Annotated in this window: 12 protein-coding genes; 6 read left to right on the forward strand and 6 right to left on the reverse strand. The window is 39.4% G+C overall.

Going from position 1 to position 14,991, the window contains the following annotated elements; all coding sequences use genetic code 11:
- Positions 1-35: 35 nt before the first annotated feature.
- From DTA23_RS12045 to DTA23_RS12070, 6 genes are all read right to left on the reverse strand, one after another.
- Positions 36-2,555 carry a DUF5686 and carboxypeptidase-like regulatory domain-containing protein gene (locus DTA23_RS12045; RefSeq protein WP_112374880.1) on the reverse strand — a complete coding sequence of 840 codons (2,520 nt, stop codon included), beginning with the start codon at positions 2,553-2,555 and terminating at the stop codon, positions 36-38.
- 51 nt (positions 2,556-2,606) lie between these two features.
- Complete coding sequence (locus DTA23_RS12050) at positions 2,607-3,305, reverse strand: AcvB/VirJ family lysyl-phosphatidylglycerol hydrolase (protein WP_172462399.1); 699 nt, start codon at positions 3,303-3,305, stop codon at positions 2,607-2,609.
- Between the two features lie 103 nt (positions 3,306-3,408).
- Positions 3,409-4,236, reverse strand: a complete 828-nt coding sequence (locus tag DTA23_RS12055) for a DUF4249 family protein (protein ID WP_218565376.1) — start codon at positions 4,234-4,236, stop codon at positions 3,409-3,411.
- On the reverse strand, positions 4,233-6,803 hold the full coding sequence (locus tag DTA23_RS12060; protein ID WP_112374883.1) for a TonB-dependent receptor: 2,571 nt from the start codon (positions 6,801-6,803) through the stop codon (positions 4,233-4,235). The genes DTA23_RS12055 and DTA23_RS12060 overlap by 4 nt, the downstream gene beginning before the upstream one ends.
- Positions 6,804-6,821: 18 nt before the next feature.
- Positions 6,822-7,832, reverse strand: coding sequence for a FecR family protein (locus DTA23_RS12065; RefSeq protein WP_112374884.1), 1,011 nt, complete (start codon positions 7,830-7,832; stop codon positions 6,822-6,824).
- 2 nt (positions 7,833-7,834) lie between these two features.
- Positions 7,835-8,449 carry an RNA polymerase sigma factor gene (locus tag DTA23_RS12070; RefSeq protein ID WP_112374885.1) on the reverse strand — a complete coding sequence of 205 codons (615 nt, stop codon included), beginning with the start codon at positions 8,447-8,449 and terminating at the stop codon, positions 7,835-7,837.
- Between the two features lie 185 nt (positions 8,450-8,634).
- On the opposite strand from DTA23_RS12070, the gene DTA23_RS12075 reads away from it, so the two are divergent.
- The 6 genes from DTA23_RS12075 to DTA23_RS12100 all read left to right on the forward strand — a co-directional run bounded on the left by DTA23_RS12075 (position 8,635) and on the right by DTA23_RS12100 (position 14,957).
- Positions 8,635-9,465 carry a hypothetical protein gene (locus DTA23_RS12075; RefSeq protein WP_112374886.1) on the forward strand — a complete coding sequence of 277 codons (831 nt, stop codon included), beginning with the start codon at positions 8,635-8,637 and terminating at the stop codon, positions 9,463-9,465.
- A 102-nt stretch (positions 9,466-9,567) separates the two neighbouring features.
- Positions 9,568-10,290, forward strand: a complete 723-nt coding sequence (locus DTA23_RS12080) for a hypothetical protein (protein WP_112374887.1) — start codon at positions 9,568-9,570, stop codon at positions 10,288-10,290.
- 77 nt (positions 10,291-10,367) lie between these two features.
- The gene (locus tag DTA23_RS12085; RefSeq protein ID WP_112374888.1) at positions 10,368-12,368 is read left to right on the forward strand and encodes a thioredoxin domain-containing protein; all 2,001 of its coding nucleotides are present in this window, start codon (positions 10,368-10,370) and stop codon (positions 12,366-12,368) included.
- A gap of 36 nt (positions 12,369-12,404) precedes the next feature.
- Positions 12,405-12,902 (forward strand): FKBP-type peptidyl-prolyl cis-trans isomerase, encoded by a 498-nt coding sequence (locus DTA23_RS12090; protein ID WP_046672788.1) that lies wholly within the window; start codon positions 12,405-12,407, stop codon positions 12,900-12,902.
- Positions 12,903-13,005: 103 nt separating this feature from the next.
- On the forward strand, positions 13,006-13,695 hold the full coding sequence (locus tag DTA23_RS12095; RefSeq protein ID WP_112374889.1) for an SMUG2 DNA glycosylase family protein: 690 nt from the start codon (positions 13,006-13,008) through the stop codon (positions 13,693-13,695).
- 527 nt (positions 13,696-14,222) lie between these two features.
- Entirely contained in the window at positions 14,223-14,957 is a 735-nt protein-coding gene (locus DTA23_RS12100) for a hypothetical protein (protein WP_112374890.1), read from the forward strand.
- Positions 14,958-14,991: the final 34 nt, after the last annotated feature.

Genomic DNA, 14,991 nt, shown 5'->3' on the forward strand with positions numbered 1-14,991 from the left:
AAATAGTCCCAATCCAATTTGTCTTTTTTCAAGCATCAAAAATCAATACCGATCTTTGCCCGCACACCCCATGGAGATACCCCCGGATTATCCAGGTACGTAAAACGGCGAACCAGATCGACCCGTAAAATTTTAAAGATATTACTCAGCCCAACACTACCTTCTATATAGGCCCCATTATTAAGCGAGAACAGCTGCGGTTCGCGCGGATCCTTGGGCAATTCATCAAAATTTTTTGTGTATCTGTTGGAGGCATCAACAGCGCCATACAGCATCTTTACAGACGCGATCTCCCGGAGATCCAGTTTTTTCAAAAGCGGAACTTTATTCAGAAAAAAACCATTAAATGAATGTTGAAGCAATAGTGATGTATATTTATCGCTCATAAATTCCATCGAATTCATCAAATTGTAGGAGTTGAGCTGATACGAATACGTTTGATTTGCCCGATGAATAATCATCAGCGGATAAGGAACCTTTCCAAATTGGATACCCGATTCAAATACGATATCGGCAAAACCAAATTGGGACGCAAAAAATCGCTTATTGGCATTTAATATGAAACGTTGGTAGTTATAATCTCCACCCAATAAACCTTTCACACCAACCTGTGCGGCTAAGGTAAAAATTGGTTGGCCCGTATTGATGATACGTCGATAACGTTTTCCCTGGTATAATTTCTCATGTGGAGCCCAGCGAATCTCTCCGGTGAAAGCAGAAGTCCACAGCTCATTGCCGTTACTTCTTCTAAAAGCGCGACGGTCATACGTTAAGATACCACCCGGACTAAGGATTTGATTGAAGAACCCCACTTTAAAGGATAGATGGTTTTCAAACTCCTGCCAATATTCGATCTGCCTCCGCTGTAGATAAAACATTTTGTCATTTTCCCCTCTTCTGAATGAAAGCAAAAAATTGTCATTGTCAATAAAATTGAGATCCTGCCCCGGCACCTGCACCTCTTTGCTAACCTTAGCGGAGACTAACTTTACCGGAAATTTGTATACCGATGCACCATTAAGGGAGTAAGTAGCCCCCATATTATATTTCCATTGCCTATCTTTCGTACCATAGGCACCATAACCATCCAGGACCAATGTCTTGCTAAAAATATCCGTCGTGTTGCCCCCAAATTTAAATCGGCTTCCTTCGACAGGGTTAAAACTATAGAATGAAGGTACTGGCCCTATTTCGATAACACCGCGGCCATAATAGCCCGACATGATAAAGGAGCCCAATGCCATCAGGTTTTTGAAAGATTTTGATTGTTTTAAACTATCGATATTCGTAAAGGCCTGCGCCTCCAGCTTACTCAGTTTCTCAGGTCTCGCAAGATTCCAGTCAATTCCATTCGGATTCTGTGGTCCTGTTCGTGTCAATGCTTTACCATTAACAGCAAGCTGTGTTTCACTGGAAGGTGACCTGCTGGTCACTTTCTCCCCAAACAAACCCATACCATCCTTAAAAATCCCCATGTCTATCGTCAGGACTCCCCTACTCAGAAAAAGACGATGTGCTTGATTTTCCGAATAATTCAAAACAATATTTAACCCCTTCACCCAATTGATATTGGTCGCTTCGTTGATGGTCAGCTCCGCTTGATCTAAGGCATAACTCCCATCTAAGCGGATATAGATGAAGCCTGAAAAAAGCGCATCCTCCCTATTGCGTGGCTCTACGCGTATTTTGGCATGCCAAGGTTTACTATCTTTCAAAGTGTCAACCAGGTAATATTTATAAAACGAAGGTGCCAACGTCGCTATAGGGCTCAAAAACCGTCTATTCCCAATAGAGACATCCGTATCATAGATATTTGTTTCGCCATAGATTTTATCCAGATACTCATCAATACCGTCTTCATCCAGGTACTGATCTACGCGCGACTGATTCTCCCCCAGTAAAATAAAGTTATTACCTTTAACGGCATCCAATTTTCGCTGACCGATTTTTTCATCCATGAATATGGGTACCAGCGATCTCCCGGGATACTTTAGCGTATCCATCCCCTTTTTCAAGAATCCGAAACGTTTGAGTAAGCGGGATTTATCCACCTTTTGATTTTGGATAGACAGGGACATCGATAGCTTCTCATATTCCTGATAGCTACCCGCTGCCCCATTTAGGGCATTATTTTCGTCTCTTTTTTCAATTACTTTACGGATTAAATCGACTGTTGGATTATGTTTATTCGTGTATTTCCTCTTTTTAGGCGCATTCACGACAACTTCATCGAGGCTCTGTTGTTCATCTTCCAAACGGATAATAAGAACCTTCTTGCCCTGTGCGACACTCATCGGGAACAACTGCTTTTTATAGCCAACGGCACTAAATAATAATTCCCAGTTGTCAGGCACGGATGATAGTTGAAAATGCCCCTCTTTATTTGTTGCTACAGATCTGGCCGTGTGGGAAAGCGTTACAGTAACACCTTGAATGGGTTTTGCTGATGAGGCATCGAGGACAATTCCTGTTAATGAAGCTCCTTGTCCAAATAGTCGAGAAGTAAAGAACAGTAAAACCAATAAGAAACGATATTGCATAAAAAAACCTTGCATCTAAATTCAGTAGGATGACAAGGTTTTTATAAAAAAGTCCTAGTGCGATTGCTATCTTAATCGCACAGTATTATAAATCGTCTTAAAATCACGATTATAATTATGCGGTCCAGCCAATACATCGACCTTTAATCCCGCATTACGAAACATTTTCACGAGATCTTCTTCGCCCTCTTTACAAAAAACATAAGTCGAAGGGATTTGCTTTAGCTTCAACACTTCAGCAAGTACCTCATAGCCATTGGCTTTCTGTTTCCAGTTGAGCATTGTCGATACGGTCACCTCAAAGCTCGCATACTGATCTGGTGATAAATAGGTAACATGCCGGATAGCTTTTTTCAATGGATCCGAAAAATTATTCAGGACAAAGGGCAACACTCCGGCAGAAAATGAATGTCCAATCATATAAATCTGATCACAGTCCCATTCTTTTCTGAAATGGTCAATATATCGTTCGAATTCCCTGCCCGCTTCTTGTGGTGTTTTCTTTTTCCAGAAATATTTTTTTGCATCGATGACCAAACGAGGATATCCATCGAGCGAAAAGTAAGCTAACAGGCTTTTACTAAAATCATTATAACCGCCATCACCCGTAATAAATACAAGCATTGTTTTTTGTTTGTTATTGGCATCTTTAAGTGGAATAACGTAACTTGGTAGTACTTCTGCGTGTACTGGTTTTAGGGCAAGACTTAGCCAAAAAAATAGCAATAGCAATAATCTATCTGCTTTATAATGTGCAGTGTTCATGTGTATATAATATGTGTAAATATTTGCTTTGAATAATAACAATGCCTGTGACCACCTGGAATGATTCATTAATAAATACGCCGTGAAATCCTTTCCTCTGACACTATTTACCGGTTCTAATGTCCTTTATTGGAATAGATTTACGCACACCGTCCATCACATAAAAAAAACCAAGGGCATTATTCGAAATATTACCTTCGACATTAGCAGGTACTGCAGACAATAAACCTTTCCATTCCGTCTCCTGAAATAGATTATAAATAAAACGGGAGTAACGTGGCGATTCAGAAAACTTAGAGACGATTAAACTGTCCTTCAACGATACTTCATAGTTGTAGGTCTTCCCAAGTAAGTTGTTCAGTACGTTGGGCGCGCCCAAACGATAACTATAACTAAAAGGAGATCGAAAAGAAGAAATATCATCTCCGGAAAAATCCTTTTGCGGCATAATAAGCCATTTATTGGAGGTTCGCATCCCGAACAGATGTTTACTAACTTTTACCCCCCATTTGCTATTCAATTTATTTTTTTCTACCGGAAGAAAGGCATTTTCAATCGGTACAACGGGTATCAATTGATCCTGTGCTTCATATGATTTCCCATTCAAAGTAATCGTAAGCTGAAATACATTTCCTACGGTGTCCTTGAGGTTGAACAGCTCCCCATAGTAAAGCCCTTCACCCAAATCATTGAATTCAATCGTATTGGGACCATTGGTTACCCGGACGGTGGCTCCGCTAATCCCAATAGTCCCTGAATTAGACTTTAGCCCATCCAATTTCTTTAACTGGATATACTGCTCTTTGTACATCGTATTAATCCCGCCTTCAACAATCATATCGTACGATTGCCCTTCGTCTACAGCTGACTTCTGACAAGAAACCACTAAAAAACAAGCAACTATAATCAATAAGAATCTCATATCAATCAAAATCTCATGGTGTAACTAATTGAGGGAACCCGTCCGGAAAAGGATGTTTTCTGAATTGCCAAATTCCCATTGCTATCTTCGGAGAAACTATAATAAAGTGGATTGCGCTGATCAAATATATTATACAATCCAAAATTCAGGGTATGTCTTCTTCCTCGCTCTCGCTGCCTTATCGTTTCCAAATCTACCGAGCAATTTAGATCAAAACGACTAAACGTAGGCATGCGATGGGAATTACGGCTTGAATACACCGGAACATATATACCCTCATATTCCATAAATCCTATTGGATAAGTTAAAGGCCTCCCCGTATGAATCGTATAAAAAGCATTGAGATGCACCGACCTCCCCAAATCGTAGGACAAGTTGCTCTTAAGCACATGTGGAATATCGAAATTGGCTGCGTATTCTTTTCCCTTATTGATGCCGTTGATCTTCCGAAAAGATCTGGACCAGCTATAGAAAATACTGCCCGAAAACTCACCAATACGCTGATTGACGGATAATTCCAGTCCATAGGCGCGCCCCTTTCCTTGGCGCAGCTGTGTTTCGATAAATGGGTTGAGTATTAGCTGCGCATGATCGATCAATTCGACCTGATTGCCCATTCTCTTCCAATACCCTTCCAGTCCAATATTTCCACGATACAATAATCTGTTGATACGAAAAGAAATCGCATCAACATATTGTGGTTTAATATTTAATCCCGCCGGTACCCATGCTTCCAACGAGGAAAAAGCAAGTTCATCGTTCTGTAACAACTGCAAATACTGATAACTCCGATTATAAGCCAGTCTGAAAGCAAAATCATTGCCCATTTTATATTGCAAAGACAGGCGTGGCTCTAAACCATAATACGATTTTTTCTTGTCGGCATCGTTCGACAACGGCTTATACGAGCTGCCATCCAATAAATAATAGCGTCCAAAGGAAGCATTAAAAAAGGCATTCGCCCGCATTCCCGCAACAATCCGGAAGGCGGAATCAATCTTCCAGTTAAACGAAACATAACCCGTATAATCATAGGCCTGGGCCCTAAAGATATTATCCTCCGTGTTTGAATTTACCGGTGATATCTCCCCGGGATTAAAACGATGTAAGGTTCCCTGAAGACCAAAATCCAAGGTGCGATCCAATCCCATAAAATACGTAAAATCGGATTTCAAACTAAAGTCACGTATCCGTGTCAACCAGATCTGATTGTCACTCGATTCGGGTTTACTGACATCCAATTTATTATGATAATCACTGAATATGGCCGAAAGGTTCATAAATAATCGGTCACTATGCACATGGTTCCACCGCAAAGTAGAAGTCCAATTACCCCAACGATTGGTATTCTTATTCGGTGAAATAACTTTATCTTGCCCATAATAACCCGAAAGATAAACCCGATTTTTCTCGTCAAATGTATAGTTGAACTTCACGTTATAGTCACTGTATTTACCTTTGACATTAAACAACCGATAATCTGTATTAAAAGCATTTAATATACTTCCCCGTGCAGTGGCAATGAAAGCACCTTTTCCTTTTTTTATAAATGGCCCCTCAGCACCAACCCGAGCAATCAAAAGACTTGATCCACCAAAAACATGAAAAGCATTGGCATCGCCGTCTCTGGTGCTCATATCCATAATGGAAGAAAGACGTCCCCCTAGATTTGCAGGGATAGCATCCTTATAAAACTGTGTATTCTTCAAGATATCCGAATTAAACACCGAGGTTAAACCGAATAGATGCGATGGATTATAAACAACAGCTTCATCGAGCAAAATAAGATTCTGGTCTTTACCGCTTCCCCTTACAAAAAGATTACTGCCACCTTCTGTTAATCCGTTAATCCCATTTTGCATCTGTAATACCTTCATGATATCAGCCTCGCCTTTATAAAAAGCATTTCTTCGTGTTTGGGTCCAATTGATCTTATCTGTGAAACTTCCCATGTGCTGCGCTGTCAAGGAAGAATCAACATTAACCACCACCTCACTCAAGTTGAAATCTACCGGAGCAAGCTTAATGACCAGGTAATTATTTTCTAACGCAGCATTTAAAGAGACCACCCTTGTTTTATAGCCCAGATAACTCACATAACAACTGTATTCGCCCCGTGGTAATGTCAGTGAGTAAAACCCATATTTATTACTTAAACTACTTTTGTTTTTCTCCGCGATCAACAAAGTGGCACCAATCAGGTTTTCACCGCTCAGACTGTCCACCACACGTCCTTTTATGGTAAAAGTTTTATCTTCCTCATAGAAGATCAGCGCTCTATTGATAATTGTAAATCCAACATTGGAATCTTTCAGCAAATAATTAAGGACTTCTTCCAAACTGGATTTGTCAAACGAACGACTATAGATGATGTCCTTGTTAAAAATCTGCTCATCATAGGACATGGATATATCGTATGTTTTATGAATTTCGGCAAGTATTTGAAGAATCTGTTTGTTATGTGTGTCAATTGAGATCCGTAATTCAGCAGGGGAGCTCTGTCCCATGGCTTTCGAACATACAACCATAACTAACCAGCAGAAAAAGAGCAGACGATACAGGATCCTATCTTTCATATCAGCAACGCGAAGAGTCTATTCGTAGATACTATATCCCTTTTTACCAGTTTTCCATTTCACGTTTAAGGTTTTGGAAAGAATCTGAACGATCTCATTGAGCGTCTGCCCATCAAAATACATGCTGAGCTTCCGTGCTTTTAAACTATCTCCAACGACGGTTATATTCGCCCGAAAGTGCTTTTCCAAATCTGAGCAGATACTATCCAACCGAACATTTGAGTAGCTCAGCTTTTGCGCTACGTCAGTATCATTGTCTACAGACAGATCAATTTTAGATAAAGACGCTGTTTGTCTTTTATAAAGGCCCTTTTGATTTTTCTGTAAAACAAGCTCTTCCGCATGGTCTCCTTTTCCACTGCTTAAAGCCACTATCCCCTCCTTAACAAGTACTTCGACATCATCTTTTAGTAGGTTGACTTCAAAGGTAGTGCCGATATCACGTACATAATTATGTTTAAGATCAACCACAAAGGAGCTTCCTGTTTGATGTTTGACATCGAATAGCGCTTTTCCCTTTTTGAGCTCGACAGTTCTTTGCTGTGGAAATGTCCTTTTGTTGAACATCGCTTCAGCTCCGGCCTGTAGTGTGATGATCGAACCATCGGGAAGTAGGGTAGGCTGCTGAGCTACTGATCCATATAATCGGATTTCATTGCCCATCCAACGGTCGAAGTTCAGGTAAGCGGCAAAACCGACCACGAACAATACGGCTGCAGCCACAAATTTCATCCAGGGTTTCCAGATTGCTCGTACAGGTGTCTCGATCTCCGCTTCTTGTTGATCCCCTGTTTTATCTAACTGATTTTTAAATTTTTCCCATTGGCTACCAGTATCTACTTTTTTATAGCGTTCCAGTACTATAAGGTCGTCAGCTATACTTCTAACTTCCTGGTATAGCTCGTGGTTCTCCACATCCTCCGAAATCCAACGCCCAAGCAACACTCCTTCCCTTTCGGAAATAGTCCCATCCAGCTCTTTCTGAATCAAGTCATAAGGAATAAATCTTGAAGTATTGTTTTCTTCCATAACTATAAGATAATAAACTGGACAAAAAGTCCTAATGAAAAAAATAAAAAGCCAATGAGAAGCAACAGAAAAGTTTTTTGCTTGGCCAAAGCGACCCGAATTTTATCGTAGGCAATGGTCAGATGATTTTTAACCGTTTTTATGGAGATTCCCAATTGATCTGCGATTTCCTGTTGTTTCATCTTATCGTACTTACTCATAAGAACGATTTTTCGACACTGCGGCGGCAGTCCTTCCAGTATACTTTCGATCATCAACAACTTGGATTCGTAAAGTGCGGCACGATCAGTTTCATCTTCATCATCGGTCAGATCCAATTCCTTGCTATAATCGTTATTCCGTTCCAATAAACGTTGATTCTTTTTGAGGTAGGTAAGCGAAAGGTTGATAACGCTGCGAGATAGGTAAGCTCCCAGTGATTGACTAATGGCCAACTTGCCTGCATTTTCCCATAACATCATAAATACGTCGTTGGTGAGCTCTTCAGCGATGGCCTCCTCCCGCACGTACCGAAAAGATAAGCTATACAATTTACGGAAATGGCTCTTATAAATAGCTTCAAAAGCATCACGATCTTTTTGGACTATCTTCTTAAGCAGGTCAACGTCATTTGACATAGGACTTAGGTAAAGCTAATAATAAACGTATGTAAAAATAATCAAATTCCATGGAGATTTTATGCATCTAGTTAATTTACAACTTAATGAGTCACCAAAACTGTTTAACGTAAAAACAAACAATAACGCGACACAATTAAGTGAATTTTAAATAAATTTTCTATTTTTACAAAAAATCACAAAACATGTTAAAATACCACTTTTTTATAAGTTTAATTTTATTTATTTTCATTTCATGTGCAAAAGAAAATTATCCTGAAAACCCAGCGTTAATAAAACCAGAAGAAGAATCTCTTACAACAAGGATGACCAAAAATATGGATGTTTGGACTGACAATAGGGTGATTAATATATTTGAAGAAGGTAAAATCCGTATTTATGATAAAGAGGACCATGCGGATCATTACACTACTTTCCAATTGGATAAAGAGGCTGTCGATTCTATTGTATGGCACATTGATGATATTTTACACTACAGTTCAGGTGTTAATCCTTTTCGTTCCATGACTGGGGTCACATTTTACAAACCTGGGGAATACAAATTTAACTTACTAGTTTACAAAGACAATAAGGTGGTCAAAAAAGCTGAGCTTATGATCAGAGCCGTTCCCGGAAAAGATTTTTTTAATGTCGATTGGGGAAATCCACCTAGCAGCAGCATTGTAGGGCAATCGTACTCCTACAAGGGTTATCGCGTTGATCAAACTTATGTAAAAAAACAATATCCCTATAGTAGCATAGATTTTTATTATGAAAATAAATCCGCACAATTAACACCAGAAAAAGAAAAAGAATATTTACTGGAAGCGGCAAGTAAAACCTATAGTAGCCCTTCGCTCTCTGCAGGGAATAATGGGCAAGCTGAACTAGATAATAAGTATAATTTACTTTTCAAAAATAGGTTTAACGCCACCACATTAGCAATCTGGGAAAACCGATCCACCGCTGTAGCCTTAATAGGTTATCCAAAAGATAATGTTGAACATTATATGATTATCGGAGAGCCTAAATATTAAAACATATTTTTAATATTCAGAAAAACAGAAGGATTTTAACCCTCTAATTTTAACTGCTATTCTTATAGTTTTCATAAAAGCCACAAATTTAATTTTACACTAATGAAATCATTTTTTTTATTGACTGTAATCGGTCTTTTCTTTATTTCTTGCAAAAAAGATCAACCTGAAATTAAGCCTGATAACAATACAAAAGAACAACTGATGTTGAGCGACAGTATTTCATATACAATTAACGGCGTAAAATATACTTGTAATGATCGATTTGCTACTGGTTTCAGTAATAGGCAAATTAACATCAAACCCTATAATCAGGAATTGCCCAATAGACAACTTGCCTATCGCACTAGTGACACCTGGTGGTATGGCGAAAAAGATTCTTTGCTCGTTGAATATAATTATGCATTTTCAGGTGAAGCGCTTGTGAGGATTGGTTTTACTAAAAAATACAATATTGCGAAATTGCAAAAAGGATCAACAGTGTATCAACCTATCAATGGATTTCAATTAACAACAGGACCGCAACAATTTATGACGGATTATGAGCGTGAAAATAAAACTTCAGGTGTATTTTTAAGTATTTCTCTCCCAAAGAGGGAATCGATATCTTCGTATATTCCAGATCGATCCATGACAAAACCGGTCCAATTGAATAACAATATCCAGGATGACGCTACGTTTACGATTTTAAAATTTGAAGAGCTCGACGGAGGATTGTATTTACTGGAAGCCGAGTTTGAACTCAACGGATATACGGAAAAGAATAAAAAATACCGCGTAAAAGATGGTTTTGTTCGATTAGTTAGCCAATTTAAACGCTTTTAATGTAGAAGAATCTGCGTCAACTCGTGTTGCCTGGTAAAACAATGCTAGTTGATGCAGATTTTCACTACCTTCGTCTTATGGCGAATCAATTGCAATTTGAAAATTCACCCTACCTTAAACAGCACGCACACAATCCAGTAGATTGGATGCCCTGGGGACCGGAAGCTTTAAAAAAGGCAAAAGACGAAAATAAACTGATCATTGTAAGCATTGGCTACTCTGCTTGCCATTGGTGCCATGTGATGGAGCGTGAAAGTTTTGAAAACTCAGCCATCGCCCAAACCATGAATACGTTTTTCGTATCGGTCAAAATCGACCGTGAAGAACGCCCCGATATTGATCAAGTGTATATGCTTGCTGTGCAACTGATGACCAATGCAGGGGGCTGGCCATTGAATTGTATCTGTCTGCCCGATGGGAGACCTATTTACGGTGGTACTTATTTCAAACCGCACGACTGGCAAAATATCTTATTGCAAATTGCACAAATGTGGGCGGAGAAACCCGAAGTTGCATTTGACTATGCCGAAAAGCTGAACAATGGTATTCAACGGGCCGAGAAACTTCCCATTCACCCTATTCCAGAGCAATACACAATCGAGGACTTAAATGAAATTGTTGCCACTTGGACCGAGATGTTCGATAAAAAAGAAGGTGGTTATCAAAAAGCACCGAAATTTCCGCTACCAAACAATTGGTTATTTTTGCTAAAATATGGCGTGCTGGCCAACGATCGAGAGATTGTAGATCATGTTCATTTTACGTTGAAAAAGATCGGATCAGGAGGTATATACGACCAGATCGGTGGTGGCTTTGCGCGCTATTCTGTCGATCATTATTGGCATATTCCTCATTTCGAAAAAATGCTCTACGACAACGGACAGCTACTGTCCCTTTATGCCGAAGCCTATCAACAAAGTCAAGATCCGTTCTATAAGCGGATTATCGAGGAAACGATAGACTGGGCCGAACAGGAGATGCTAGCACCAAACCATGGTTTCTATAGCGCATTAGATGCAGATAGTGAAGGTATTGAAGGGAAATACTATTCCTTCTCTAAAGTTGAATTTAACGAGGTACTGGGGAACGATGCCACCCTGCTCGGGCAATATTTTAACATCACCGAAGCTGGCAACTGGACGGAAGAGAAAACTAACATCCCAATTTGCGCCATTAATGCAGACCAGTTAGCCGTAAAGGTCAATATGTCAGCTGACGAATGGGCAGATTTTCTAAAAATTTCAAAGAAAAAATTATACAACTATCGTGAACAACGGATCCGTCCGGGACTCGACAATAAGCAGCTGACCACCTGGAATGCTTTATTTCTAAAAGGACTAATAGATGCTTATCACAGTCTTGGGAACAGCCATTTTCTCGAACTCGCTTTAAACAATGCCCAGTTTATCTGTACACACCTTATTCAAGACGACCTCCAGTTATTGCACCAACCAAAAGATAACAACAGAGCGATCGCAGGCTTCCTGGATGACTATGCATTCACTATTGAAGCCTTTATAGCCTTATATGAAGCGACATTTGACCTCAATTGGCTCACAAAAGCAAGACAGCTTGCCGATGAGGCCATTGCATTGTTTTACGATGGATCAAAAAAAACATTCTACTATACGTCGACAGCGGCGGAGGAACTTATCGCACGGAAAAGCGAAATTATGGATAACGTAATCCCGTCCTCTTCCTCGACAATGGTTCGCCAATTGAAACGATTAGGTTTACTTTTTGACGATGAAAATTACATCGCCATTACAGACCAATTGCTAGCGAATGTATTCCCCCAAATCAAGACTTATGGTTCGGCCTATTCAAATTGGGCAATATTATTGCTAGAAGAAATATATGGAATCAATGAAATTGCATTGACGGGGGATAAAGCGATGGCTTTCAAAAATGAACTCGGCAAATATTATATTCCTAACAAAATTGTTCTTGGCGGTACGGAAGAAAATCTTCCATTGCTAGAACATAGAGTCGGAAAGGAGACAAAAGCATATCTTTGTAAAAACAGGACCTGCAGTCTACCACAGGATTCCATAGAAGCGTTAATAAATTATATTTAATAAACGGTAGCCTCGGCTTCCAAAAATCAAAATCAGATGGCTATAAAAGCAAACGACGTCGTAGCATTGACGTACAGACTTCACACAGTAGAAAACGGTGAAAAAGTTTTCGTTGAAGAAACAACTGCAGAACAACCTTTAGATTTCTTATATGGTGTAGGTATGATGTTACCTAAATTTGAAGAAAACATCGCAGACTTAAACGTTGGTGATAAGATTTCATTTGAATTGGCACCGGATGATGCTTACGGTCAAAAAGACGACAGAGCATTCGCACAATTGCCAGTAGATATGTTCAAAGAAACAGGTTTACCTCCAGTAGGAGAAGTATTGCCTTTACAAGACAATCAAGGAAACCAATTCCGCGCTGTCGTAGCTGAGGTTACTCCAGAAGTAGTTGTTGCTGACTTAAACCACCCAATGGCTGGTAAAACATTAAATTTCGATATTGAAATCTTAACTGTACGTCCTGCTACTGAAGAAGAGTTGTCTCACGGACACTCGCATGGTGTAGACGGTACGCAAGGTCACTAATCCTGACTCAAGATACTAAAAAACAAAGCCGGATGTCAGATGACACCCGGCTTTGTTTTTTGCTTATTTAAAAAACCGTATCTTGTTTTTAAACACACGAACGATGCTAACATTTGCGGAAAAAGTAGTTTTATTCAATAAACATCTTCATTATCAGGGAAGTCTTCCCCCAGCATTCAATGTAATTAACCCCTACCTTGACAACCCCGAAACATTGGTCGTGATGGAACAGTTCTACCACAAATATTACAATGATAACCTAACAAGAAAATTCATTATTGGTATTAATCCGAGCAGACACGGGGCAGGTGTAACGGGAGTTCCTTTTACGGATACCAAAAGACTAGCTAGCGCATGTGGCATACAAATGCATTCTGCATATACCCATGAAATATCTTCGGTGTTCATGTACGATATGATCGAAGCCTATGGTGGCCCCGATATTTTCTACAAACAATTTTATATCAATTCACCCTTTCCCCTGGCGATTGTCCGAGAAACGAAACCCAACAATTGGATCAATGCAAACTACTATGATGATAAAACACTTTTCGACATGGTCAGCCCTTTTATGCTTGATTCATTGAAACAACACATCGCTATGGGCTTAGCGACGGAGGAGGTCTTTGTGCTCGGAAAGAAAAATGCAACCTTTCTCGCTAAGATCAACAAAGAAGAAAAGTTGTTTGGAAAAATGACCGTCCTAGACCACCCACGCTATATACAACAATATAAATCCAAAGACAAACTGCACTACATCGATAATTACATCAGCGTGCTGAGCACAGAATAGGTTATCACACATGTAAACTCTAAACAAAAATTTAGAAAAGCATAAAATAATTTGTATCTATATTCCGAACAAATTGAATATTATAATATACGTTTTGAAAATTAAAAGATATATATGCATATATTAACAGAACGAAGTCCGAGTTAACCAACCGATTTGACCATCCGTTTGAGTCACTTCGAATCAATTTCCGCCCTTATTCGTACCAGGAAGCAGATAGATGCATGCCCCGACCATACTGTTACCTCCTCATTTCCGGGTTTGACTCGGACTCACCACGGACTCATGCTGCTTGCAGTATGCTGGCAATCCGACGCTATGACGAATGTTTTCCAAAGAAGATTGGAATGAATTCCAAATCAAACATATCATTCCGTAGCAAATGAAATACGTTTTCATTATGAGTTTAATAATTGGCCTTTGACAGCGATTGCCATATTTAAAATCAGAGGCAAAGCCCAATTTTAAATCTATTAAAAACAAACAACTATTTGTTTTTCAGTAATTTAAATACATATATTTACAATATGGCAACGATAGAAAATGGAAATCTGAAAGGCTTAGTTGGGAACGTGGTCTTTCGACAATCGAATGAAAAAACAATTGTCCAGACGAAAGTAGGACGGAAACCAAAACAAACCAAAGGGACAAAAGCCGCCTCCGTAAGCTTTGGAGTGAGCAGTGCGATTGGCGCTTACATACGACGGACGATGGCAGAAGTACACATGGGTTTTTATGATAGCAATATGCACAATCGCTTAGTAACTCAGTTGCAGCGAGTGAACGGCCCTAGCGGACATATATCCAAAGAAAAATCTATACGCAGCAATAAGATAAACCGTTTGGTCAATTTTCAATTCAATGAAAAATGTCATATGCAGGACTTTATGCATTTCGATCCACAGATCCAATTATTGGACAATAAGCAACTTACAATCCAGTTTCCAAAATTTGATAAACAAAAGGACATACGGCAGCCAAAAAATTGCGACCTGCTCATCTTTAACCTCTTTATTGTCATGCTCAACTTTGAGCAGCAACAATATATTCATATCCATAGCCCCCAGATCCCCATCAACCTGCATACGGGACCCAAAATGGTTGAATTAGAACAGCTATCATTTGATGTAAACTATAAAGATGCAACAACCGTACTTGTTGGTATGAACATCGAATATTATGGATTTCATCGCCATAAACATCTGTTATTAAATAATAAAAGCTTTCATCCAGCTGCAATAGTCGGTGCGTTTATTAATTAAGATATGCAACTCTCAAAAGCTAATGTTATCACAA

It is taken from the genome of Sphingobacterium multivorum (assembly GCF_900457465.1).
In the GTDB taxonomy this organism is placed as follows: Bacteria; Bacteroidota; Bacteroidia; order Sphingobacteriales; family Sphingobacteriaceae; genus Sphingobacterium; species Sphingobacterium multivorum.

Excerpts from the sequence above, each read along its gene's own strand:
- DTA23_RS12060 (WP_112374883.1), bottom strand. The coding sequence starts at position 6,803 with ATGAAAGATAGGATCCTGTATCGTCTGCTCTTTTTCTGCTGGTTAGTT.
- DTA23_RS12065 (WP_112374884.1), bottom strand. The coding sequence starts at position 7,832 with ATGGAAGAAAACAATACTTCAAGATTTATTCCTTATGACTTGATTCAG.
- DTA23_RS12045 (WP_112374880.1), bottom strand. The coding sequence starts at position 2,555 with ATGCAAGGTTTTTTTATGCAATATCGTTTCTTATTGGTTTTACTGTTC.
- DTA23_RS12075 (WP_112374886.1), top strand. The coding sequence starts at position 8,635 with ATGTTAAAATACCACTTTTTTATAAGTTTAATTTTATTTATTTTCATT.
- DTA23_RS12080 (WP_112374887.1), top strand. The coding sequence starts at position 9,568 with ATGAAATCATTTTTTTTATTGACTGTAATCGGTCTTTTCTTTATTTCT.
- DTA23_RS12085 (WP_112374888.1), top strand. The coding sequence starts at position 10,368 with ATGGCGAATCAATTGCAATTTGAAAATTCACCCTACCTTAAACAGCAC.
- DTA23_RS12090 (WP_046672788.1), top strand. The coding sequence starts at position 12,405 with ATGGCTATAAAAGCAAACGACGTCGTAGCATTGACGTACAGACTTCAC.
- DTA23_RS12050 (WP_172462399.1), bottom strand. The coding sequence starts at position 3,305 with ATGAACACTGCACATTATAAAGCAGATAGATTATTGCTATTGCTATTT.
- DTA23_RS12100 (WP_112374890.1), top strand. The coding sequence starts at position 14,223 with ATGGCAACGATAGAAAATGGAAATCTGAAAGGCTTAGTTGGGAACGTG.
- DTA23_RS12095 (WP_112374889.1), top strand. The coding sequence starts at position 13,006 with ATGCTAACATTTGCGGAAAAAGTAGTTTTATTCAATAAACATCTTCAT.
- DTA23_RS12070 (WP_112374885.1), bottom strand. The coding sequence starts at position 8,449 with ATGTCAAATGACGTTGACCTGCTTAAGAAGATAGTCCAAAAAGATCGT.